Here is a 23,834-nt window from a genome sequence, read left to right as displayed (position 1 = left end):
CTCGGCGCTATGACGACTATTGATGAGAGGCGTGAAGCAAGTGCGAGAATCCGTTGTCTTTTAGGCTTCGCTCCATGAGAGCAATCACCTGGCGACTGGTTTCATGAGGAACGAAGTCCGAGCTCGATTTACCATCAATGATCAGCTGGGATAAATGAGAAGCTTCAAACTCAAATCCACCGCCTGCAGGTAAGTGTGAGATCTGGGTATGTTCACCTTTGTAAGTGACATCAATGACGGTTGGATTCCACCACTTATCTTGGATAACAATTTCGACCTCGGGCCCACGTATTGTCGCGACACGTTTTAGGTCTTGGCTGATTGAAGCGCCAATCTTCCCCTTGATACCGTGAGTAAACGTAAACTCTACAGTTTCATCGACCTTGGATTCATTGTTGTGCTTCTGATAGGACACCGATGGCGGTTGGATCTCACTTTGCTTGAGCTGGCAAAGATCCGCGTATAGCCAGAGCGCATAAACGCCGACATCTAAAGTCGCACCGCCGCATAAATTAGGGTTGAAAATCTGCTGTTGAACATCAAATTCATGCCAGTTGCCGAACGCTGCTTCGATTGATTCTATCTCAATACTGTTTTTTTGAATGAAATCCCGTAGCGCTCGGTAAGCTGGGAAAGTCACTGACTTCATTGCTTCCATGAGCACTAGGCCTTGTTTATCTGCCAGTGCCTTCATGTCGTCCCAGTCTTGGGTGTTAGTGAAAGCTGGCTTTTCAACCAGAACATGCTTGCCGTGGTTCAAGAACAGTTCAACCATGCTTTTGTGAAACGGATGGATAGTCGCAATGTATACGGCATCAACATTTGGGTCTTCTGCCATGGCTTGATAAGAAGAATAAGCGTGCTCAGCCTGATATTGCTGGGCAAAAGCATCAGCGCGTTGTTCATCTCTGGCTGCGACGGCATATAGACAAGCGTTGTCGACATGCTGAGTGAGATCGGCGGCAAATCGATGTGCAATTTTACCCAGTCCGGCAATGCCCCAACGTACTTTTTGTTCTGTCATATTAATTTTTATCATTCTAGTATTTGTGAGGCTGATACTAGCGATGAGCACGGGTTTACGTCAAATAGAAGTGGTTGAACTGAATGAGAAAGCCGCCGGTGTCGGCGGCCTTGCATTAGGTTGTAATTCACCAAACGGTGTATCACTCAATACCGAGTTGTTGATTGATGAGAGCAATCTCATTGCGCCACAGAGCCTGAAGCTTTGGCTTTTGATGTTTGGTTTTTCTAGATACATCTTCCTCCAGTTTCGCTTCGAGGTGATAGAGCTTTTCAATCAATTGCTCTTCATCATCAAGCCCGTCCGCTAGAGGTAAATGAGACGCTACTCCCGCTTCCTCGGTTATTGTTTCGTCTGAGGTAAGAGATGACTCTGAGCTCATTGCTTGATACAGCTGTTGTGGGTCTAACCACTCCTCCAGAGAGTTACCCTTGATATACCAAAAGCGATTGCAGCTTGCTTCAATTAACTCTCTGTCATGCGTGACGAGTAATAGTCCGCCTGCAAAATTAGTTAGCGTTTCTGCCAGTTCTTCTTTGCCTTTGAGATCCAAGTGATTGGTTGGCTCATCGAGCAGGAGAAGGTGGTAGTTCGCTAGAGTTAACCCGATAAGCAACAAGCGTGAGCGTTCACCACCACTCAGTTGATGAACTTTCTGATTGTGTCTAAGGTACGGGAATCCAGCGCTGATCAACGCCATCTTACGCTTTTCTTCTGGTACAGAAGTGAAGCTCGCCAGAGCGTCCAATAAGGTTTTGTTATCGTCCAGTTGCTTAAGGCTCTGATCGTAAAAACCAACGTTCGCCCTAGGATGGAAAACAATACCTTGTTTCACCGCGTCTTCCTGCTGGTAGCTTTGCCATAGCGTTTTCAACAAGGTTGATTTACCCCCTCCATTTTTGCCAACAATGGCCACTCGATCGCCACTTTTCAATTGGTTAGCCACGATATTGAATAAGCATGGAGCTTCGGACGATGGAGAGACATCTAGATCGGATATTTGCAGTAAGCGGTCCGCTTTTAAGCGTTCGCCTTTTAACTTCAACTTCCAGGGTGCCCCAGACGTGAGTGTCGTCTGATCGTCTTTGAGCTTCTCGACTCGCTTTTCCATGTTCTTGGCTTTTCGCGACAAGTCTTCATTGTCGTAAACATGCCCCCAAACAGCGAGGCGTTTCGCGCTCTTCTCAATACGGTCAATTTCTTTTTGCTCCGCTTGATGACGATGCATGTCAGCTTCATCACGTGCTTCAAGCATTTCCAAAGCTTCGGAGCAGGGCAGTTGAAAGAAGTGCAGGCTATTGTCACGCAGTATCCAGGTGCAATTGGTGGTGTTGTCTAGCAATCTTCGGTCATGTGATACAAGCACAAAGCTGCCGTTCCAACCTAACAAGAATTGCTCTAACCACAGCAATGTCGTCAGATCGAGGTGGTTACTGGGTTCATCCAGCAAGAGTAGGTCAGGTTCCACGATCAATGCTCTGGCTAACAGCAAACGGGTATGTTGGCCTCCACTTAAGCTAGAAGTAATTAATGCCCAATGTGATGAATCGAATCCCATGTCGGAAAGGATGAGTTCAGCACGCCAGCGCAAGCTGAGTCGCTCATTGTCAGGCAAACGATCAAGTACCGCATCAATCATCGACCGGTGCTTCAGAGATTGTGGAAGATGCTGCTCCACGCATTCTAACTGGCAATGACTGGCTGTTGTAATGGTTCCGGAATTTGCCTGAATCCCGCCATGAAGTAGATTTAGAAGGGTACTTTTACCGCAACCGTTGTGACCGACTAAGCCGATTCGATCGCCTTTTTTTAGGGTGAATGAGATGTCTTCAAGCAAAGGAGCTGAAGTCGTTTGATAAGAAATAGATTGTGCAGATAGTAAAGTGCTCATAACTTACTCAAGAATTACAGGCATGAAGATGCCTTTCGTCAAACATTGCTGACGATAACCCGGTAAGCCAGAGAGAAGAGACTCTAGTCTGTATGTATTAATCTTCGCTCAAGCAAAGGTTATCGCAGCACGATACCAATAAAACTTGAGCTTGCGTGATTGCTGAAGAAGCGCGCGAAATGTAATTCACACTTAGTCATGGGGTTCCTCCTTATATTAGTTTGATGGGCCCAATGTCGAGATTGTAGGAGAGCTTCTCCTTTGTGGTCTAGTGTAATCTCTCGAAAACATAGCCTGTCTGGCAATATTTTATGGCCCATCAGAGGAAAGCTTATTGATTGGGTGATTTTTGGAAGTACTGCTTAGCCGTTATACCGTAATACACTTTATCGTCGAATCCAGATCCAACCTTGTAGTAGTCAATTTGGCGACCTTCAAAGGTAAAACCGCATTTCTCCATCGTTTTGTACGAACCTGTGTTAGCGCCATAGCAGTCGGCACTGACTTTGTGGCTACCTAACTCGGTAAATGCAATATCGGTGAGCAAGCGACAGGCACGAGTAGCGATCCCTTTGCCCCATGCGTGGACGGGAAGTTGATACCCGACTTCGTAGTTACCTTCGAGAAACATCACCTTAGATAATCCGCACATACCCATGTAGTGGCCTTGTTTGTCCCGAATGACAAATGTTGGGCTGTCTGGCCAATTACTTTTGTTTATTGCGTGTTCAGTGTTTTCAATGATTGGGGTAAAAAACGCGTGAAACATGCTTTCCTCTGCGGGAGCAAAGAACAAGTAGGCGTTGACCTCTTGGTCGTTAAGCATTGGGATGATGTCGTTTAAATCTTCGCGTTGAATCAGTTTGATGTTTAGTGAGTCGCCAAAGGAGATTGATTCACCACGTTTTAGTTTTTTGTATGTCATTGTGTACCTCTCAATTTGCTCAGCATGGTAGATCAACATCTGCGCCGAAAATTGGATATTTGCGACAAGTGTTATTCGAAGTCCCCGTAGATGTCGATGGTGAGGTCTCGGTCTTTGAGGTATTTGGCCGGTGTGCGATTTAGCTGATGTTTGAGTTGGCGGATTAAATGGGACTGATCACTAAAACCAAATGCTTGTGCAAATTCAGCCCAGTCGGGATCGGCATCTTGCTCAAAGATAGACAACACTATTTCTTCCAGTTTCATTATCATGAGATATTGCTTAACGCTGAGCCCTGTAACTTGTTTGAAGTGCCTTTCTAAGGTTCTTCTAGAACATGTACATTGGTCGGCAATCTGCTCGATACTCCAGTCGGATAGGCGATTTTCTATCATTTTGGTCGCTTGCTGTGTAATAGAGAAAGCGCGGTCTTTTTTGCGGTTTAGGTTGAGCTGATGGAAATGATGATGAAACACATCAAGCAGGTGTGATTTGTCATTCGATTGCCATAGCTGGTTGTGGAGTGCGGGCCCGAAAAACGTATCCAACCAAGTAGGCCAGCTGCATTGGTTAAGATGATGACCGACAGAAGAATTGAGTAGGTACAGCCCCTCGGGCCTGAAAGTGACACCGATACGTTTTAGTGGAGCAGAGTCGTCTAATGACAGTAACTGATCGCTCACCGAAAGCAGGTGACTCCCTTTACCTTCAAATTTAGTTATGCCGCTGTCGTAACTGTACTTTTGTTCGTCCGGCGTAAAGAGTAAATGAGCCCTTGGATTGGGAATGAGCCTTGGTTGTTGCGTGATGACATCGTCTGCCTCTAGCTCCAGATACCAGACTTGATGTATTAACCATTCGAAATCTTGCAGCGGTTGTTTCCAAGTAATCATGGCATATTTAATTCAGGGGTTTACTAAACAGTCTACGTGATAACACGGCAACCTAGCAAAGTGCTCTTACTTATCAGTGTGGTATAAAAAGTCAATCATTCCGGATAGTTAAGCATTTCGTGGGTTGATCCTCATATCAGTAAAACATGTCGTTTTAGTGACACTTAAACGATAAGCAATAAAATTCATATCAATAGTTATTGTAAATCTGTCTTAGATCTCAAATTGTTAACATTTATGTGTTGTTTTTTTAACCTAGTGCAAAGGCTCTCATCGGATGAGTTGAATAAAAGAGAGCCGAAGACTAATCCTATTTAACGAGCAAAAGTGGTTTCGATGTTTGGAATTTTGCTCGCTGATGACAAAGCAAATAACGCTAATTTCAGGACGAAAAGGTTAATAACATCATGAAAATAATGACAAAGATTGCCTCCATTGCAGTGGCAATTGCGTTTTCTAGTTTCACACATGCTGCCATAGGAAACTACAAGGTCGTGCTGATTCACGGCTTTCAATCGGATCAATTACAGTCCAAACCTAATGCTGCTCAGGTTGAGCTGGAAGGTGAAGACTACTGGAAAGAGTACTGGCTCCAATACGCTGACGCTCGGATTGACTGGCCTGCTTATGAACGTGTTGAAGGCAAAATCTCCAGCGAATACGCTTGGCCTAAACTCCAAGAGCTGTCCCGCAATAGAACCTGCCAGTCAGGGTGTATTTTTGTGACGCACTCCGCTGGCGATCTTGTTGCACGATACCTGCTAGATAATCAGGAAAACTGGCTGACTAACGCTGGATTAGAGCCTCTCAATGTTGTCGCTACTTACGATTTTGCTGGTGCTGGTGGTGGCTCTGAGCTTGGGGATATTGTGGTCAACATCATCGAAGGGGGAGGCTGGGCAAACAGTGCGATGCGCTACGCTATTTCACTGTGGCTGGGGGAAATGCCTAATCAGGAAAACTCAGGTGTACTCAATGATCTAAAAGTCTCCAATGCGCGCCAGATAGCACGTCTGTCAGAGCACCGCATCCCACGAATTCGGTTTATTGGGAACGGGACTGACTATTTCAAAACGACGTCGGTTTTTCTTCCCGGCAATGATGATGGTGTTGTAGCTGCACATTCCGCTTGTGGCGCAGCAGAGTCAGGAAGTTACGACAGCTGTTCAACAAGTTTAGCGATGAACGGTAAGATAGCTTCTCAAAACAAAGGTGTTTCTAACTTTATGCCTGAGCACTATCCCTTGATCATGGGAGACGACTACAGCCACAGTGATGTTGTAGGCCCTAAACACAAAGGGGAAGTCACCTCCAGTGTGACGGATGTGACGCTAGCCAATGGCCAATCTGTCGGGGTTACAACTTACAAGGAAAACGGCTGGTGGGGAACCAAATACCTGTACGTACAAGGGTCCAACAAAGACACCATGTCTGAAATTGCGGTTGGCCTAAACTGATCGTATGCAGGGCTGGGTAAGATGTCTCAGTCCTGATTTTCTGGAGAACCTTATGAAGACTAAGTTATGGGTATTCAGCTTCATCACTGCGTTGACAGCAGCAGGCTTCATTTTCTGGCCAAACCCCGTTGAGACATCCGAATACGCCAAGCCTAGGGGAAAAGTGGGTCATGATGCAGCTCCCCTTCCTGAAGCGGACAATCGCTTTATTGTTTCAAAGCAGGCCTCGATAGGCGGGGGAACCCCCATCGAGACGAAGGCTGTGGCACTGAAGTTAAAGCAGGTGGCCATCAGACATCAACAAATTCTTCAATACCCATCATACTCTCAACCGATAGTTAATGAGAGCAGTCCCTACTTGAACTGGAATGCATTTGAAGTGGTTGAAACTCCGATACTGGATGGTAAATCAACGGCTTCGTTGGGCGTTAAAAAGTTCCGGCACTTCTACCCTGAACCGATACTGGTTGAGCTCAAAACGCAGCAAACCGTTCTTGGTGCTTCATTGGATGTCGTTTCTGTTGTCACGCAGCAAACCCTAACGACATTGCCTGCGGATGAAATGCAGTGGCAAATCATGCCGGGTAAAGATTGGCCAGAAGAACTGAGATTAATCGCACGTGTCGACTTTGAGCGAGGAGAAGATATTGTGAGTGCCGATGTGCGTTTGTATCATTCAGTAGCAAGTGTGGTGTCGGTGTCAGAGGGATATGCGCAGGGGCCTGATATGAAGATTCCGGTCACGTTACAAATCGATAAAGAAGGCATATTCAGACTCCGTGCGAACCTCTATCAGCAAGGCGGTAAAGCCATTGCATCTTTAGTTGAGAAGCAACGATTGTCAGAAGGTGAGCAAACAGTGGATTTAAAAGCGTTTAAACGAGTCTTGCCAGAGGGAGCTATTGATCTAGAGTTACGCGATGTGGTGATTGAACGTATGTCTGGTCATCCTGGAGAGAAAGCAGGTTATGGACAGAGCGATGCTGAGAGTTACCCTGTTGGTCGATTTGATTCCGGTACGCTGACGGATGAAGAGTACCAAATGACAGAGCAGGAAAAGCAGCAACTGGCTTTTCTGCAGCAACTGCTGTGAGGTATTTGGTTAATACACTGGATAGAAAGCAATTGTTGCAATACAATTGAACGATGTTTTATTGCTATAGAGCCGCTATGTTTCGTACTAAGTTCTTTCTTTTGTTTAGTTTCTGTTGTACCGCTACAGCCTGTGCAAGTACTGAGGATATCTCTTCAGATAAAGTGACAGAAGAACATATCGTTGAAGAAACAACGGATATCAAAGAAGTAACGACCGCAGACAAATCTGAGTCAAAAGGCAAGGGTATTGATGGACAAGCTCTGCTTGATAATGAGCCGACTCGGCAAATTCTAAGTTCACTGGAAAGTGTGACCGATACGCTCAATGTTCTGACTTTTGGCATCTTCGCTGGTGAACATCGTTAACCTAGACTCTTTGGCGCTTTACCGCTGACTTGTGTACACAGCTCATTAGAATCAGGTCTATGCTTTATTAACCGATATGCCAATAGCGGATGGTTATGCAGCTGCTTCAGACCTTTTTTCGTAAACTTTCTATTAGAAACCGACTCATGTTCGGTTATCTGCTACTGTTTTTGCTTGTCCTTAACATCGCCAATCTCTCGAATTACGTCTTGATGCGAGATCTTGTAGAAAAAGGCGTAGAGAAAGAGCTCACAACGGCAACTGAGTCTATCACCAATAATATTGCGACTACGGTCGATATTACGATCAGGAATTACTTGCGAGGTATCTCAGAGTTCAATCTGCAATATGTAGAGCAGCAGTATCGTCAATATCAGTCAGGCAATCTGTCTGAGCAACAAGCTAAGCAACGCGCCGCTAATTTCCTACTAAATCAACAAATCGGTGTTACAGGGTACCCTTATGTTGTCGACTCCGAAGGGATCATCCGAGTCCATCCAAAGCAGCCATTGCTTGACGTGAGCTTGATGAAGTACGAATTTATTCAGAAGCAAGTAGCGGCCAGACAAGGTTATCTTGAATATCAGTGGAAAAACCCTGATGAGCTCGTTGAGCGACCAAAGGCGCTGTACATGGTGTATTTTGAGCCGTGGGATTGGATCATCACTTCATCTTCTTATCGTGAAGAGTTTGCCAGTTTGGTGGATATCGAGGATTTCAGTGAGTCAATATCCAAGCTTCACTTTGATGAAACTGGGTATTCTTACGTGCTCAACGATCAAGGAGACGCCATTGTTCACCCCTATTACGATGGCAACTTCTATAACGTGCGAGACTCAAGAGGTCAGCTGTTCGTTCAACAAATGCTTAAAGAAAAAAACGGCACGATCAAATATACGTGGAAGAACCCACAAGAGCCGGAACATCGTGAGAAAATCGCAGTTTTTCGATATTTACCCGAGTACAAATGGTACATCGTCTCCTCTACTTATGTTCAAGAACTTAACCAGCCGCTGTTCGACCTTAAGGTTATTCATGCCATTGTGCTGTTAGTCTCCATTTTGCTCATCGTACCGTCTAACTTACTTCTCAGTCGTTCTATCGTATTGCCGTTGAAAAATGTCATGCAGTGGATAGGTAAGGCCTCTGATGGTAACTATAGCGTGCGAGTGGAAGATAATTCGGGCTCGAATGATGAGTTAGCTCAGTTGGCAAATTACTTTAATCACTTTCTCTCGGAGCTGGAAAAATCAAACCAAGAGCTTTATCAGGAGATTCAAGAGAGGGTCAATGCTCAGAGTAAGCTAGAAAATCTCAATGAGACACTAGAAGAGAAAGTCGCAGAACGAACTCTGGCTTTAGAGCAAAGCATGGAGCAATTGAAGAGAACGCAAGAGCAGTTAATCGAATCAGAAAAGCTATCAGCGTTGGGTGGGTTAGTCGCGGGGATTGCTCATGAGGTCAATACACCATTAGGTATTGCGATCACGTCATCGTCGCTAATCCATGAATCAAATACCAAGCTCAAGGCTGCCTTCGAAGCTCAGTCTCTGACCAGCGAACAGTTTGATAATTATGTGACGCAGCAGGCACAGGCCATCGAATTACTTATGGATAACTTGAATCGGGCTTCTAAACTGGTGCAGAGCTTTAAGCAAACGGCAGTGAATCAGGTTTCTGAAGATCGCACGGACTTCGAGGTTGATGAAGTGCTTCAAGCGCTTCTCGCAAGCCTACATCCAGAGACTCATAAAGCTGGGGTCGAGCCAAGACTGATTGTTGAACCAGGTCTTACGATGTTCAGTTTATCTGGTGCGTTGACACAAGTATTTTCTCATCTGATTCTCAATAGTATCCACCATGCGTTTGAACAGCAGCCTAATCCTCGGATTGACATAGATGTGCGGCTTGAAGGCGACATGGTGGTGTTTCAGTTTGACGATAATGGTTGCGGTGTGAAACAGGAGCTACACAAAAAGATATTTGAGCCTTTCTATACCAGTCGAAGAGCACGCGGCGGGACGGGCATTGGCTTGAATTTGGTGTTTAATCTGGTGACTCAGAAGCTCAAAGGAACGTTGGAATTTACTTCTAACCAAGGTGTGAGTTTTACGATCCGATTGCCAAAACGCTTGCCCTAGATTATCCGCCTATTTCATCCTGCGCCAGATTTGATAACCGCTTTCTTTCGTTGCCTTACCAAGCAAATGTGCAGCGACGGGAGCGGTAATAAAGATAAACAACATGGTCCCGATTACTCTGGAAATGACGGTGATATCCGGAATCGCTATTGCCACAGCCAGTAGAAGCGAGGCCAACCCGACTGTTCCCGCCTTTGTAGCTGCGTGCATTCTCATATAAAGGTCTGGCATTCGCAAAATACCCAGGCTTGCGATTAGAATAAACAGGGTACCGAGGCAAAGCAGTACACCAACGATAATGTTCATGATGCCTCTCCTTTTCTTTTGAAAATCAGTCTTGCAAACGCGATAGTTCCGAGAAACGCAACCAGACCGAGTGTAATTGCGACATCCAACAATGACTGTTGTCCACTATCCAACGTATAAACGGCAATGAATCCCACTGTGATAAATGCAATCAAATCAAGTGCGATAACTCTGTCTGCCAGTGTTGGCCCAAGAATCAAACGGATGAACGCCATGACGACGCTGAGTAGTAACCCTGTGTAAGCTATCGTCGTGCTGGCTTGTAGCCAGTCACTTATTTGTAACCATTCAGCCACGAGTTACCTCCAAAATTCGCTTCTCCAAACCATCTTTAATTTCCCTGATGACCTTTTCATGTTCAGGAGCGAACATCGCGTGCACCACCATATGCTTTTTATCTGCGGTGATATCTAGGCTCAAACTACCCGGTGTAAGTGAGACCATATTCGCCAGTAGGGATATCTCTAAATCGGTGGAAACATCCAGCGGTACATGAACAATATCTGGATCACTTAGATGCGTCGGAGTGATGACATCCCAACAGACCCTGGCGACGGATATCACCATCTCGTAACAGAAGTAGAGAAGTAAACCAACCAAGGCCCGAAAACGTCGGAAGTAACTGGTTTTCAAACCGAAAGGTTGGCTTAGTCTCAATGCAACGAAGCCGACAGCAAACCCTACAATAAAGTTAAGACTAGTGTAGTCGCCATTGAGTAACATCCATGCCAGAGCGAGGAAGAGATTCAAAAAAAGGTAAATCATTGGCTTCCTCCCGTCGTTTTCTCGACAAAACGTGTTAGCCCAGAATCATGTTCGACTCGGCTTTCCCCAAGGACGGCTTGAATGTAGTCTTGCGGCTCAAGTAGCTGTTCTGCTGCTTCAACAGCAAACTGATACAATGGCTCGGCAGCTAAACCTATGGTCAGACTCAGCGCTGTTAATATTGCGATGGGCGCGCAGTAGAGCCATTTTGTAGGCTGAGTTAGCGGCTTCTCTTCTACACCTTGTGGAGCGGCTTTCCAAAATACTTCGTTCCAGATTTTGGTCATAGAAAATACTGTTAAAAGACCAACTAAAAGCGCTGACCCTGCCAGCCAATAATGCTCGGTTTGCAAGCTGGCTTTGATAACAAGAAACTTCCCCCAAAACCCAGACAGAGGTGGAAAGCCCGCCAAAGAAAACGCAGATATAAGAAACAGAAAGGCGAGCCATGGCATCGCTTTATATACGCCCCCTAATTGTCTGAGGTCGCCAGAGCCATTTTTACGCTCTATGAACCCACCAATTAGGAATAAGTTCGCTTTAACTAATATGTGGTGGATGATATAGAAAACCGCACCCGCGATTGCAATCGGGGTATAGACGGCTAACCCCATGATCATGTAACCAATTTGGCTAATGATATGGAATGATAGGATCTTTTTGATATTTTGCTGACTCGCTGCGCCTAACACGCCAGTCAGCATAGTAAGCCCTGCAACCCACATCAACGTGGGTTGCCAACCACTTTCTGACAATGGGAAAACTAAAGTGAATGTACGGACTAGAGCGTACACCCCAACCTTGGTTAGTAAGGCAGCGAACAGGGCGACAACAGCACTCGGCAAGGTATGGTAAGAGGCTGGAAGCCAAGCAAAAACAGGGAACAAAGCCGCTTTTATAGCAAAAGCAAATAAAAATAGTGCCGCGAGTAAGGTTTTTGTATCTGGTGGTATAAGCCCAGTTTTGGCGTGTAAATCGGCGAGATTCAGAGTACCTGTTGCGCCATAAAGTAAGCCGATCGCCAGTAAAAAGACTAACGTTGAAATCAAGTTGAGCATCACGTATTTGACGGCTCCATCCACTTGTTTCTTTGAACCGTCCAAAACCATTAAACCAAATGATGCAATCAACATCACCTCGAACCAGACATAGAGATTAAAAATATCTCCTGTAAGAAACGCACCGTACACGCCTGCAAGCAATACGTGTATGAGCGCATGGAAAGTGCCGTATGAGCGCTTATCTTGAAGATCTGCCTTTGCATAAAACACACTGATAACACCAATGATGGACGTTACCATCACCATGGCCGCAGCTAGATAATCTGCAACAAAGGCGATGCCAAATGGAGCCGCCCATTGACCAAAAGCTACTGCTTGAGGCCCACTTTGAATCACGTCATGTGTCAGCAAGGCGGCAATCACTGGAACAGAGATTGCGCTCGTGCTACTTATCACATCGACCAGATCGTTTCTGCGCTTTGCGCAAAATATAGCGACAGCAGTGAGGAGTGATACTACTACGGGTAATGTCAGCCAAATCGTGGTCATTCATCCTCCTCTGAGCGTCTCATAGCATCGATATCCGCCGACCCTGCCTCTGAATAGGCGCGGTAAAACAGCATCAATGCAAAAACCAGCAGCCCGAAGCCGATCACAATTGCAGTCAGGATTAAGGCTTGAGGGAGAGGGTTTGCAGCTCCTTCTGGTGGCAGTACGGAATGCGCATCTATCAGCGGAGGCAATCCTGGTGTTAATCGTCCTGCGGTGAAAATTGCGATGTTTATAGCGCTGCTTAATAAGATCAAACCGAATAGTAAGCGCAGTATGTGTCGCTCCAGCATGAGGTAAATGCTGGCAGCAACGAACACACCCACAACGAGACTCCATAGTATTTCCATTACTCTAGCTCCTCATTGATGCGCAGCAACATACCCATGACGCCACCAAAGATGGCGAGATAAATGCCCACATCGAATATTAACGGTGTGCCGAGTGGCAAAATGTCTTTCCACCATAAACCGGTTAAGAAGGGTAAATTGAAAGCAAGGCTCATCAAGCCCGCAATAAAGCTAAGAAAGATACCAAACAGAGCAATCCTAAATGGTGAGTAATACAAGCGGTCTCGCACGTACTGTGGAGATTCTGCAAACATCAAGAGTGCAAAACCGATTACCGCAATCAGTGCACCGATAAAACCTCCGCCGGGTTCATTGTGACCACGTAATAAGAGATAAAGGGAGAACACCAACATCAACGCCGCTACGATGTGTGCCGTCGTTGCAAAGATGAGAGAGTGGATACGGTTGCGTTTGTGATAATGCGTTTTTACTAAGCTCACGGCAGCAATGCCAGCCATGACGACGACGATCACTTCCCCTAACGTATCAAAGGCACGAAAATCCACTAGAATCACGTTTACTATGTTGCGACCATGTCCGCCTGGTACGCTGTTCTGCGCAAAGAAGTTTGCGAGTGTCGAATCTAGAGGTTGTGATGTAATGTGGATGAGTAGTGCTGTTACTGATACACCAATAACAATCGCAATAGCACCGTGCAGTAGCTTACGATGGATTGGGTGCTGGGGGACGGTGAGTAAGCCTGGAATATGACGTATCAAGAGCACTACAAATACGACCATCAAGGTTTCGACCAGCAGCAAGGTCTTGGCAACATCTGGTGCGCTATAAAGCATGAAAACCAACGTTGTCATAAAGCCCACCACGCCTAGCGCTGAAACGGCCAATAAGCGAGAGGTGGTAAACGTGCATACTAAGGCTGCTGAGATGAGCAGCAAAGCTATGCTGCTCTCATAAAAACTGATGTTACCCAAAGCGGCGAAGCGTTCTTGTGGTATCGACAGCGGACTACTTAACAACACACCAGCCAATACAAAAAAGAACATTAGCACGTAGTGACTCAACCGTTTTGGCTGCAGTAACTGCGTTTGCCATTTCGCGAAGCGCATCATACTCGACATTATTTTATCGAACACAGACTCTGCTTTGGGCAATGGGGGTATTTTGTGGTGCCAATTTTCCAATAACCTTGGGTATACACGATATAAGGCATAACCCAGCAACAAGGTGAAAGCACTCAATACCAGAGGTAGGTTAACCCCCAGCCACAGTTTGGCCGCTTCTGGTGTTGAATTTGGCAAACTCGACAAAACACCAGGTATGACAATGTTGTTGTTGATCCAATCTAAACCCAGCGTCGGCACGAGCACACTTCCTATGGCAAGTAGCATTGCTGGTATCCATAACCCTTTGCTTACTTCTACGGTCTTCGCTGGAATAGGGTTTTCTTCATGGTTGCTGAAAAAGGGTTTTACGAGTAAAGCAAGCACAAGCGCCACCATAGTGATGTTAACAATCAGAAATACGGTGGTGATGAGAATATTTACTTCTAGCCCCGACTTGTACATGTACTCTTTGCTCAAAAAACCGAGCAAAGGAGGGACGCCTGACTTTGATAGTGCCGCGATAACGGCAGCACTGAAACTCAGTACCAACACAGCTTTCAAGCTGTGAAGTCGTCGAATGTCGCGAGTTCCGGTAGCTTTATCTATGTTACCCACGACCATAAACAGGGCTGCTTTGTAGAACGAATGTGCCAATATGAACAGCAGCGCCGTTGTGATCGCAAACTCGGTCCCCATGCCAATCAGAAGGACTAATTTTCCCAGTGCAACGTTAGTGCTATAAGCTAGCATCAGCTTTAGGTCGGTTTGCTTGAGTGCAAGTAGCGCACACCAAATGGCAGTGAATCCACCAACTATGCCCAGCGTATAAAACCAAATATCACTGTGTGAATAAACGGGCGAAACACGTGCAAGCAGGTAAACACCAGCTTTAACCATGGTGGCCGAATGCAGATAGGCGCTCACTGGTGTTGGGGCTGCCATGGCATTGGGTAACCAGAAATGAAACGGGAATTGTGCTGATTTAGTAAACGCGCCGAGCAAAATCAGTAACAGTGAAACAATAAACCACTCATGTTGTGCGATCACCGTACTGTTTCTCACAATCACACTTATTTCGTAACTGCCTGCCATCTCGCCGAGCAGGATCAAGCCAGCCAATAAGGCAAGGCCCCCCGCGCCAGTGACTATAAGAGATTGCAGTGCGTTTTTGCGTGATTTTTCTTTCTCATGATTAAAGCCAATCAGGAGGTAAGAGGTAATGGTCGTCAATTCCCAGAAAACAAAGAGAAGAAGAACGTTATCGCTCGTAACTACACCAAGCATTGCGAGCATAAATAGCGTTAAATAGACATGGAATGAAAACCGAGAGGGATTGTCCTTGAGGTAAGCTATTGCGTATATCTGAATAAGTGCACCGATAGCGCTAATCAAGCAAGCGAATAAGAACGATAATCCGTCCAACTTGAAACTGAAGTTTATACCCAGCCCAGGAACCCAGTTCGTTTGCCAGTTGACTCCTCCCGATTGATAGAAGCTGATGAGCGCAGAAAAAATGGCTATCGGCAGTAAGGGGAACAGCAACCAAACGAGAGATTGGCCTGTCAAACTATGAGTGTGATTACCGTTAATTAGCTTATTCAATAGCACCACCCGTTGAGTTGATGATGGAGATTAAGAACGTTTAATCTGCATTACCTCAGGGCCGCCGGAACGAGTTGCGGGCGGCCCAATTACGTTGTACTCCTCGCTAAGAATTACTTACATTCGGATACCGAGTACGAGCGCAATTCACTCATGGCTGTTTCTTGATTGAAGATAATCGCTGGCTCATCCTCTTCCATACCAAGTGCATCATATGAGCAATCACCGATGTCATTTCTTGGACAGATGTGGATGTTTGAGCGTTCAAGCATTTCCGTATGGCAAAGTGGGCATAATGGTTTCATACCTTCCTCCTGAATAGCTTTAGTAAGCTAATGTTCAAAACACGAAATGGGTTGTTTTCATCAATAACAGTACTGGTGCGTTCTAACTTATAGGGGAAATGAAGCCTTCGGGCTTAAGTGCTACCAAAGAACAATTGATGGATTGCAGTATGTTCTCCGCGGTGTTGCCGATGACAAAACCTGAAATACCAGTTCTTGCCAATGTGCCCATGACTAACACATCGATTTCCTGTTCATCGACGCTTTCAGGGATTTTCTCGTCTGGCTTGCCGTGAATGTGGTGTATAACCATTTCTCCCGATATTCCTGCTTCGTCTATCAGAACTTGAAGAGCCTGCTCATGGTTTCTTCTCGCACTTAGCACGTCGCTGGCAAGTTGTGCTTCATCTACCTGGATCCAGACATGATTGTCGAGGTAACTCTCTAAGTAATGTTCCCAACATGAAATGATATGGAGTCGGCTATCACATGTATCTGCAATTGAACGGGAGAGTTCCAGCAATCGTAGTGAGAGGGCGTGATGATCTGCATCTAAGGTCATGGGATCAATTGCGACAGCTACCCGCCTTGCGCCTCTTGGCTTTTCACTTGGCCTTTGTAGCCAGACCGGGCATGGACACTTACGCAGTAGCGTCATGTCGATCGCTTTAAAACCTTCAGCGCCTTCGTTGAGAGGCTCTGCTTCCTTAATAACTAGATCATGATGTGCTGCAATGGCTTCTTTAATAACACAAACCGCGGGCTGTTCGCTGCTTCGGATGGTGAGCGGAAATGGAACCTGCTCAGCTGAAATGTCTTGTTGGTTTCGAAGTTGCTCAATGCTCTGCTGTACCGAATTGCGCAGAGCTTGCTGGTAGGTTTGTTGGTATTGTTGCATGTCATCTGGAAACTCAGGGCAGGCAACTAAGCCTGAGACACGAACCTGATTGCTGGCGGCAATACGAAGAGCTTGACCTAAGGCATCGCTGTGGCCGGGGAATCCCTGTGTAGCAAAAAGTATGTTCTCGAATCGTTTCATACATACCTCCTTGGTATTGGATAAATTTTAACCAATCAAGAAACGTATTCGCCAGCACACAATTGTAACGGCTTATTAGGGAAATGATATTTGTTCTCAGTCAGGTAGTTGCATCCATATTCAAATGGTTTTTATGCAAAAAACGAATAGATTTTCAGACCGGATGTAACAAAATAATACGGGATACGCGAAGAAATGGTGGTTACTTGAAGAGGTAGTGATCTGGCGTTGAGCTTGGTCACCTAGGTGACAGGTATTGAATGATATCAAGACCCAGTGGTAATCTCAGAGACAGTTCTCTCGCATAGTATGGTGAAAGCAAGCCTTTGCTTTTGACCTGAACTGCCCAATAACCAAGGCGTATTTATGCAAAGTGCTGAGCAGCATCAGACAGGTTCCACTCTTAATCAACAAACCAGCTCATCTTCTCAAGGAAAAAGTAAGAATCTCGGTATTCTTCTAGAACTGATTGAATTCATCAGACCGTATCAGTGGAAAGTTATCGCCGCGCTGGTGGCGTTGGTTTTCACAGCGTCATTAACACTGTCTGTTGGCCAAGGTGTGCGCCTGTTGATCGATGAAGGATTTGCTCAGCAGTCGACACAAGAGCTTAGTAGCGCCATTCAACTCATTCTTGCACTGACTGTGATGATTTCCATTGGCACTTTCTTCCGCTTTTACCTTGTTTCTTCAGTAGGGGAAAGGGTGAGTGCTGACATCAGGCTAGCGGTGTTTAACCATGTGATTACCCTTCACCCTAGCTACTTTGAAACCAATGGCAGCGGCGACATTATGTCGCGAATCACCACTGATACCACATTGTTGCAAAGCATCATTGGGTCGTCGTTTTCAATGGCGATGCGTAGCGCTTTGATGTGCGTTGGCGCAGTGATCATGCTGTTTGCCACTAACATCAAACTGACGCTTATCGTTTTAGCATCGGTACCCTTTATCCTTGTACCTATTTTGTTTTATGGCCGACGGGTAAGAGCTTTATCCCGTCAAAGTCAGGACTCAATGGCTGATGTAGGTAGCTATGCAGGTGAAGCGATTGAACATATCAAAACCGTCCAGAGCTACAGCCATGAAGCCCAGGAAAGAGCGTCATTTGCTACGGAAGTCGAGCGAGCGTTCGAGATTGGCCGACAAAGAGTAAAGCAGCGCGCGATATTGATTTCGGGTGTGATTGTCATCGTCTTCAGCGCGATCACAGGTATGCTCTGGGTTGGCGGTAGTGATGTCATCAATGGCACTATGTCTGGTGGTGATCTTGGTGCGTTTGTTTTCTACGCCATTATGGTGGCCTCTTCATTGGCGACTATCTCTGAGGTGTTGGGAGAACTGCAACGAGCGGCAGGGGCAACCGAAAGGCTTATTGAGATTCTGCAGGTTGAGAGCCACATTGTTGCTCCTAGTGATAAGGTGGTATCGACCCAACAACTCGCCAGCGAAGTAATATTTGATGATGTCACTTTCCATTACCCTTCGAGACCTGAACATGCCGCGATTGAGAACTTAGCTCTCAAGGCTGAAGAAGGAAAAGTACTGGCATTGGTTGGGCCTTCTGGGGCAGGGAAAACCACGTTGTTCGAGCTTCTGCAGCGCTTCTATGATCCGCAATCAGGGCAAGTGACTTTGGGGGGCGTTGATGTTCGCCAAATGGATCCTAATGAACTGCGTCAGCAAATGGCTTTGGTGCCTCAACAACCTGCTTTGTTCAGCAATAATGTCCTTCACAACATCCGTTATGGCAACCCAGATGCGACCGATGAACAGGTGATTGAAGCGGCGAAAAAAGCACACGCTCATGATTTCATTATGAAATTACCAGAAGGTTACGATAGCTTCCTTGGTGAGCGTGGAGTGCGCTTGTCAGGCGGCCAGCGCCAGCGTATTGCAATTGCACGGGCCATTCTCAAAGACCCGAATATTTTATTGTTGGACGAAGCGACCAGTGCACTGGACAGCGAAAGTGAACATCATGTTCAACAGGCGTTGGAAGAGCTGATGCGCAACCGAACCACCATTATCATTGCTCATCGCTTGTCGACAATTCAGCATGCCGATCAGATTGCCGTGTTAGACCACGGCAAGCTTGTGGATGTGGGTAACCATAATGAGCTACTGCAAAGCTGTGAGCTCTACCAGCGTTTGGTTGAATTGCAGTTTAAGCATATGGACCGATAACACTTAGCCATAGGTGACGGCAGAAGACATATACCTCTACAAACTCAAGGAAAGAATAATAATGAGCAGTCAGTTGAAACAGCTTTGTCATACGATTTTACCCGGTAACAAAGAAGATACGCCGGCAGAGCACTTTGCCAAAATGGCCGCATGGTGTGAAGAACACAATGTGGCTCACGACGTTTATGGCGAAGGAGAAACCATTCAGGCGTTTGAACAAAAAATTGCGGACTTGCTTGGTTACGAGGCGGCGTTGTTCGTGATTACGGGGACGATGACGCAGCCCACCGTATTGGAATTGGTCACTAAAGAGAAGCGCAACCTAGTGGTGGCAATGCATCCTTCCAGCCACATCTATATCCATGAAAGGCAAGGTTATCAGTTGCAAAATCGTTTCAGTATTCTTCCGATTGGTAACCAATATCAAACATGGTCACTGAAAGATCTGAAAGCGTGGCCTGATGAAATTGCGGCGGTATTGTATGAACTGCCTATGCGTGAAATTGGTGGGCAGTTGCCTGACTGGGAAAGTCTGGAGGAGATTAAGTCCTACTGCGCGACGAATGGCATTCATCTACACATGGATGGTGCTAGGCTATGGGAAACCGCTGCCTACTATCAGAAAGAGCACCATCAAATCGCGAAAGGTTTTGATACGGCTTATGTTTCTCTATACAAAGGTATCAATGGTTTAGGTGGTTCTATGTTGCTTGGCTCAAAGGAATTTGTTGAGCGAGCATCGATTTGGATGAAGCGTCAGGGAGGCAATGTTTATCATCGTACCCCTTATGTTGTCTCAGCGGCCATGCAGTTTGATCAGAGGCTTAAGCAGCTCCCAACTCTGTTTGAGCGCACCAAACAAATCTACCGAATCCTTGAAGAGTATCCGACGCTAGTCGCCAATCCACTGCAACCACAATCGAATATGCTGCATTTGATACTGCCGTTTAGTCATGAAAAAGCGTTAGAAGTGCAAAAGCAGTTGGCGAAAGAAAAGGGGATCTGGATTGGGCATCCGCAGGTTACAGGTCACCCACACCAGTCGGTTGTCGAGTGGTATGTGGGCGATAACCTGCTCAACATAAGTGATGAAGAGCTAAGAACAATCTTTGATGAGTTACTGAGTAGCTCTAGGTAGTATGCCCGTACATCTAATTCTCTATTGTTCAATCTGAGAGTGCGATAACACGCCTAGTTTGAAGCTTCATGTATTCTAGGCAGAGTCAGGAAAGAGGAATTCTATTAATGTCAAAAAGTTCAAAGCTTCACAATGAAGACAAACTGGTAAAGAAGGCACTGGAAATCGGTGAGAAAATGGCGAAGATGCAGGGCTTTGATTTGCCTAAGTCACCGCAGCCTGTCAGAGTGAAAGCGGTTTATCTGTTTTTGGTCGATGCCAAACAAATTGCTCCGTTACCTGACAGTAAACTTGATGGTGCTAATATCAAGCACAGACTCGCGCTTTGGATTCATAGTGCATTACCTGATAACGACCCGTTAAAGTAAATGCACTCAAGTGGCCTACATACCTATACGTTTTGTGGGTTCACAGATATTTTGATGATACTGGAAATCTTATCTCGAAGGGCAACAGGTATGTTGCCCTTACTTATCTTTGGATTCTTGAGCCAAGCCTTGTCGTAACTCTTGATGTAACGACTCGGGGTCTCTGCGCAGCTTGCGAATGAAATCAGAAGGGACTTCGGTTTTTGCATCGTATTTTTCGGACCAATCGATCATTGCCAGCATCATAGGTAGCAAATCGATGCCTTTATCGGTCAATGTGTAGACAAACTTAGAGCGCTTAACAGCATCGCGTTGTTTGCTGATCAACCCATTTGATTCTAAGTCGGCAAGTCGGCTGGCCAAGATGTTAGTAGAGATGCCTTCACCAGCCTCCAAAAACTCTTGATAGTAATGCTTACCTTTAAACATCAAGTCACGAAGAATCAGAAAGCTCCATTTGTCTCCAAATTGGCTCATGCCAAAACGAACTGGGCAACCTGACCATTCTTTAGTTTTCTTATCCACCATTCATTCATCGTACTCCTTTTAAAATTAACTTGCAAAATGAAAGTTAATTTCCTAGGTTTATTTTACTTGCAAAAAACAAGTTAAATTCAAGGGGGAAAAATGAAGCTGTACACAATTGTAGGATCGCCCAACTCTCGCAAGGTGTTGGCAGTGATCAATCATCTAGGGCTAGATATAGAAATCGAGTATCTGGGTTTGTTTTCTGGCGAACACAAACAACCGGAATACGTAAGCTTAAACCCCAATGCGATGGTTCCAACGCTTGTTGATGGTGATGTTTCACTGTGGGAGTCTAATGCCATAATTCAGTATCTCGCCGAAAATTCAGGTATCAATGATCTATATCCAAATGAGCTCAAAGTAAGGGCAGATATAAATCGCTGGCTATGTTGGGAGCTAGCCCATTTCAACCAAGCTTTTGGGACTTTAGCTTTAGAAGCCGTTGCCAAACCCGGGTTCTTGGGTGTGAAAGGAGATGACGCAGTCATTAATTGGGCCAAGCAGAATTTGGTTCGATTTTCTGAGGTATTGGAACGCCACCTAGAAGGGCGCAAGTTCATGGTTGGTGATGCAATAACATTGGCTGACTACGCAATAGTGCATGTAGAATTCTTTAAAGAAAGCATACCTTTTGATTGGGATTCCTATCCAAACATAAACGATTACTTTGCCCGAATGCGCAATGAACAGCATTGGGCCGCTACAGCGCCAAGCAAAATTGAAGATATTGGTAGGGCAACTCAAGGGTAAACCTGAAAGCAACGATACTTAAGGCGTTGAATAAAAAGGCGAACCACTTGGTTCGCCTTTACATGATTAGTTAATATGGCTTCTAGTGAACAAAGACTGGAAGCTGTTCTTCAGTTAAAGAACTTCTGTTAGAAAAGTTTTCATAACTGGTTACTTTACTCACATCCCAGCTCTTTAGATCTTGACTGAAACTAGCTGCGCCACTGAACATCTGGTCCATGTTAGTCACGTTAGCGGTAGCCCAAGCCCCAATATCTTGATTGAAACTAGCTGCGCTATTGAACATCCAGTCCATGTTGGTCACGTTTGCGGTAACCCAAGCCCCAATATCTTGATTGAAGGCTTTGGCATTAGAAAATGTGCTTTTCATATTAGTAACACTAGATGTATCCCATTGGCCTATATCTTGATTGAAGTCTGTGGTTCCATAAAATGTGCCTTTCATATTAGTGACATTAGACGTATCCCACTGGCCTATATTTTGATTAAATCTACTCGTCATGTGGAACATCGATTCCATATTAGTGACACTAGATGTATCCCACTGACCTATATCTTGATTAAAACTAAATGCTGCGTAGAACATTGTTTTCATGTTTTTGACTTTAGATGTATTCCAGCTGCCAATATCTTGGTTGAATTTCTCGGCAGAACGGAACATGCCCTCCATATCTGTAACACTAGAAGTATCCCAAAGCCCAATGTTTTGGTTGAAGTTAGATGCTTGGCTAAACATGGACCGCATGCCTGTAACATTGGAAGTATCCCATTGACCAATATCGTGAACAAAAGATACGGCTGAGTGGAACATGCCTCTCATATCCGTTACTTTTGAAGTATCCCATTGGCCAATATCTTGATTGAAATTAGTGGATGTATTGAACATATACGACATGTTTGTAACACTAGAGGTATCCCAATTTCCAATATTTTGATTAAATGCTTTCGCTTGACTAAACATATGGTTCATATCAGTGACATTAGAAGTGTTCCAAGAACCTATATCTTGGTCAAAAGATTCGGTTCCACCAAACATGGCTGCCATATTGGTGACTTTTGAAGTGTCCCATCGGCCAATATCCTGATTAAACGCTTTGGCTCCTCTAAACATGTACTTCATGTCAGTGACTTTTGATGTATTCCAGTAGCCGATATCCTGATTAAACGTCTTAGCATCCTTGAACATATACGCCATATTTGTGACATTTGGTGTATTCCAGTAGCCGATGTCTTGATTGAAATGGTATGCCCCTCTGAACATAAATTGCATAGTTGTCACATTTGAGGTATCCCAGTGGCCAATATCTTGATTAAAAGCCGTCGCATCAGCAAACATGAGTTCCATATTAGTTACATTTGAAGTATCCCAATGCCCGATATCTTGATTAAAATTGGATGCATCCATGAACGTGTATTGCATATTATTTACATTTGAAGTGTCCCAGTGCCCAATGTCCTGATTAAAAGCCGTGGCACCAGAAAATGTGAAGTACATACTAGTTACACTTGAAGTATCCCAATCACTAATATCGCTATTGAAAGATTCGCGGTCACGGAAGAGCCCTGACAGAGAGGTGACTTGGGTGGTGCAAAAACGGATATGGCCTTTTTCTAGGTTATCCAATAACGTCTTATCATTGATTAGTTTGTTATCAACCACTATGTACACGTACCCTTTATCGAGGATCACTGAGTTAACGGGTACATCGGGGCACTTTACCGCGATATCGATAGCATAGGCTGTGCTACTTATTCCAAGCAAAGCGCAGCTTAGCAAAGCTTTTCTGGCGAACGTTGATGTTTTCATTGTTATTTTTCCTGATAGATAGTTTTGAGTTGAAACAACACTAGTGAATAGACAAGGGTGTTTTTGCGAAAGAGAGTGTTCAGGTGAGAATCGAAAGTAATAAATAGACTTTCAATTTCATTATTCAATGTTTCTCTCAATATAAATTGGGTGGGATTATATTGATGAGATTCACTTTATAAAATAATGAGTTATGTGTTTTTATATGCAATTTGGTGAGTTTTAGCTCTAAAGCACAGAACTTATATATTTAAGTGATGAATGTGTTTTTAGTGGTGTATTGGCAGGGTGATGAAGAAGAAAA

The 23,834-nt window shown here is 45.1% G+C and carries 22 protein-coding genes; 8 read left to right on the top strand and 14 right to left on the bottom strand.

The annotated features are described in order from the left end of the window. Window positions 1–16: 16 nt before the first annotated feature. The 4 genes from QMA41_RS08780 to QMA41_RS08765 all read right to left on the bottom strand — a co-directional run bounded on the left by QMA41_RS08780 (window position 17) and on the right by QMA41_RS08765 (window position 4,733). Window positions 17–1,024 carry a Gfo/Idh/MocA family oxidoreductase gene (locus QMA41_RS08780; protein WP_171351816.1) on the bottom strand — a complete coding sequence of 336 codons (1,008 nt, stop codon included), beginning with the start codon at window positions 1,022–1,024 and terminating at the stop codon, window positions 17–19. 142 nt (window positions 1,025–1,166) lie between these two features. Then, window positions 1,167–2,915, bottom strand: a complete 1,749-nt coding sequence (locus QMA41_RS08775; protein WP_281629406.1) for an ABC-F family ATP-binding cassette domain-containing protein — start codon at window positions 2,913–2,915, stop codon at window positions 1,167–1,169. Between the two features lie 331 nt (window positions 2,916–3,246). Continuing rightward, the gene (locus QMA41_RS08770) at window positions 3,247–3,840 is read right to left on the bottom strand and encodes a GNAT family protein (RefSeq protein WP_281629405.1); all 594 of its coding nucleotides are present in this window, start codon (window positions 3,838–3,840) and stop codon (window positions 3,247–3,249) included. Window positions 3,841–3,911: 71 nt separating this feature from the next. Beyond that, complete coding sequence (locus QMA41_RS08765; protein WP_281629404.1) at window positions 3,912–4,733, bottom strand: AraC family transcriptional regulator; 822 nt, start codon at window positions 4,731–4,733, stop codon at window positions 3,912–3,914. A 407-nt stretch (window positions 4,734–5,140) separates the two neighbouring features. Here QMA41_RS08765 and QMA41_RS08760 point away from each other — a divergent pair, with 407 nt between their 5' ends. From QMA41_RS08760 to QMA41_RS08745, 4 genes are all read left to right on the top strand, one after another. Further along, on the top strand, window positions 5,141–6,190 hold the full coding sequence (locus QMA41_RS08760; protein WP_281629403.1) for a hypothetical protein: 1,050 nt from the start codon (window positions 5,141–5,143) through the stop codon (window positions 6,188–6,190). 52 nt (window positions 6,191–6,242) lie between these two features. Then, complete coding sequence (locus tag QMA41_RS08755; RefSeq protein WP_281629402.1) at window positions 6,243–7,283, top strand: hypothetical protein; 1,041 nt, start codon at window positions 6,243–6,245, stop codon at window positions 7,281–7,283. 77 nt (window positions 7,284–7,360) lie between these two features. Beyond that, window positions 7,361–7,651: a hypothetical protein gene (locus QMA41_RS08750; RefSeq protein ID WP_019277988.1), complete on the top strand. Its 291-nt coding sequence runs from the start codon at window positions 7,361–7,363 to the stop codon at window positions 7,649–7,651. Between the two features lie 146 nt (window positions 7,652–7,797). Further along, the gene (locus QMA41_RS08745) at window positions 7,798–9,792 is read left to right on the top strand and encodes a cache domain-containing protein (RefSeq protein ID WP_281629401.1); all 1,995 of its coding nucleotides are present in this window, start codon (window positions 7,798–7,800) and stop codon (window positions 9,790–9,792) included. A gap of 9 nt (window positions 9,793–9,801) precedes the next feature. Here the strand turns inward: QMA41_RS08745 and mnhG are convergent, their stop codons facing one another. From mnhG to QMA41_RS08705, 8 genes are all read right to left on the bottom strand, one after another. Continuing rightward, on the bottom strand, window positions 9,802–10,098 hold the full coding sequence (gene mnhG, locus QMA41_RS08740) for a monovalent cation/H(+) antiporter subunit G (protein ID WP_006961469.1): 297 nt from the start codon (window positions 10,096–10,098) through the stop codon (window positions 9,802–9,804). After that, a complete protein-coding gene (locus QMA41_RS08735; protein ID WP_095570976.1) occupies window positions 10,095–10,394 on the bottom strand; it encodes a cation:proton antiporter in 300 nt (99 codons plus the stop codon). The genes mnhG and QMA41_RS08735 overlap by 4 nt, the downstream gene beginning before the upstream one ends. Then, a complete protein-coding gene (locus tag QMA41_RS08730; protein ID WP_281629400.1) occupies window positions 10,387–10,863 on the bottom strand; it encodes a Na+/H+ antiporter subunit E in 477 nt (158 codons plus the stop codon). Before QMA41_RS08730 ends, QMA41_RS08735 begins: the two co-directional genes overlap by 8 nt. Continuing rightward, the gene (locus QMA41_RS08725) at window positions 10,860–12,413 is read right to left on the bottom strand and encodes a Na+/H+ antiporter subunit D (protein WP_281629399.1); all 1,554 of its coding nucleotides are present in this window, start codon (window positions 12,411–12,413) and stop codon (window positions 10,860–10,862) included. The genes QMA41_RS08730 and QMA41_RS08725 overlap by 4 nt, the downstream gene beginning before the upstream one ends. Further along, window positions 12,410–12,763, bottom strand: a complete 354-nt coding sequence (locus QMA41_RS08720; protein WP_039952165.1) for a Na+/H+ antiporter subunit C — start codon at window positions 12,761–12,763, stop codon at window positions 12,410–12,412. The genes QMA41_RS08725 and QMA41_RS08720 overlap by 4 nt, the downstream gene beginning before the upstream one ends. Continuing rightward, window positions 12,763–15,369 carry a hydrogen gas-evolving membrane-bound hydrogenase subunit E gene (gene mbhE / locus QMA41_RS08715; RefSeq protein WP_281629728.1) on the bottom strand — a complete coding sequence of 869 codons (2,607 nt, stop codon included), beginning with the start codon at window positions 15,367–15,369 and terminating at the stop codon, window positions 12,763–12,765. The genes QMA41_RS08720 and mbhE overlap by 1 nt, the downstream gene beginning before the upstream one ends. 173 nt (window positions 15,370–15,542) lie before the next feature. Beyond that, the gene (locus tag QMA41_RS08710; protein ID WP_006961455.1) at window positions 15,543–15,734 is read right to left on the bottom strand and encodes a hypothetical protein; all 192 of its coding nucleotides are present in this window, start codon (window positions 15,732–15,734) and stop codon (window positions 15,543–15,545) included. Between the two features lie 82 nt (window positions 15,735–15,816). Then, complete coding sequence (locus tag QMA41_RS08705) at window positions 15,817–16,752, bottom strand: universal stress protein (RefSeq protein ID WP_281629397.1); 936 nt, start codon at window positions 16,750–16,752, stop codon at window positions 15,817–15,819. Between the two features lie 366 nt (window positions 16,753–17,118). Between QMA41_RS08705 and QMA41_RS08700 the strand changes: the two genes are divergently transcribed. The 3 genes from QMA41_RS08700 (at window position 17,119) to QMA41_RS08690 (ending at window position 20,445) form a co-directional block, all read left to right on the top strand. After that, window positions 17,119–18,939, top strand: coding sequence for an ABC transporter ATP-binding protein/permease (locus tag QMA41_RS08700; protein ID WP_281629396.1), 1,821 nt, complete (start codon window positions 17,119–17,121; stop codon window positions 18,937–18,939). Window positions 18,940–19,000: 61 nt separating this feature from the next. Further along, entirely contained in the window at window positions 19,001–20,077 is a 1,077-nt protein-coding gene (locus QMA41_RS08695; protein ID WP_281629395.1) for an aminotransferase class I/II-fold pyridoxal phosphate-dependent enzyme, read from the top strand. Window positions 20,078–20,184: 107 nt separating this feature from the next. Beyond that, entirely contained in the window at window positions 20,185–20,445 is a 261-nt protein-coding gene (locus QMA41_RS08690; RefSeq protein ID WP_021455562.1) for a DUF5062 family protein, read from the top strand. A 99-nt stretch (window positions 20,446–20,544) separates the two neighbouring features. Here the strand turns inward: QMA41_RS08690 and QMA41_RS08685 are convergent, their stop codons facing one another. After that, window positions 20,545–20,973 carry a helix-turn-helix domain-containing protein gene (locus QMA41_RS08685; protein ID WP_021455563.1) on the bottom strand — a complete coding sequence of 143 codons (429 nt, stop codon included), beginning with the start codon at window positions 20,971–20,973 and terminating at the stop codon, window positions 20,545–20,547. Between the two features lie 99 nt (window positions 20,974–21,072). Between QMA41_RS08685 and QMA41_RS08680 the strand changes: the two genes are divergently transcribed. Beyond that, window positions 21,073–21,723: a glutathione S-transferase family protein gene (locus tag QMA41_RS08680; RefSeq protein WP_281629394.1), complete on the top strand. Its 651-nt coding sequence runs from the start codon at window positions 21,073–21,075 to the stop codon at window positions 21,721–21,723. 82 nt (window positions 21,724–21,805) lie between these two features. Here QMA41_RS08680 and QMA41_RS08675 read toward each other — a convergent pair whose 3' ends face one another. After that, on the bottom strand, window positions 21,806–23,530 hold the full coding sequence (locus QMA41_RS08675; RefSeq protein WP_281629393.1) for a BspA family leucine-rich repeat surface protein: 1,725 nt from the start codon (window positions 23,528–23,530) through the stop codon (window positions 21,806–21,808). Window positions 23,531–23,834: the final 304 nt, after the last annotated feature.

The organism is Vibrio sp. St2, assembly GCF_947311885.1.
GTDB classification, from domain to species: Bacteria; Pseudomonadota; Gammaproteobacteria; order Enterobacterales; family Vibrionaceae; genus Vibrio; species Vibrio coralliilyticus.
Note: the sequence above shows the minus strand (reverse complement) of the source record. Positions and strands in the feature narration are given on the sequence as shown.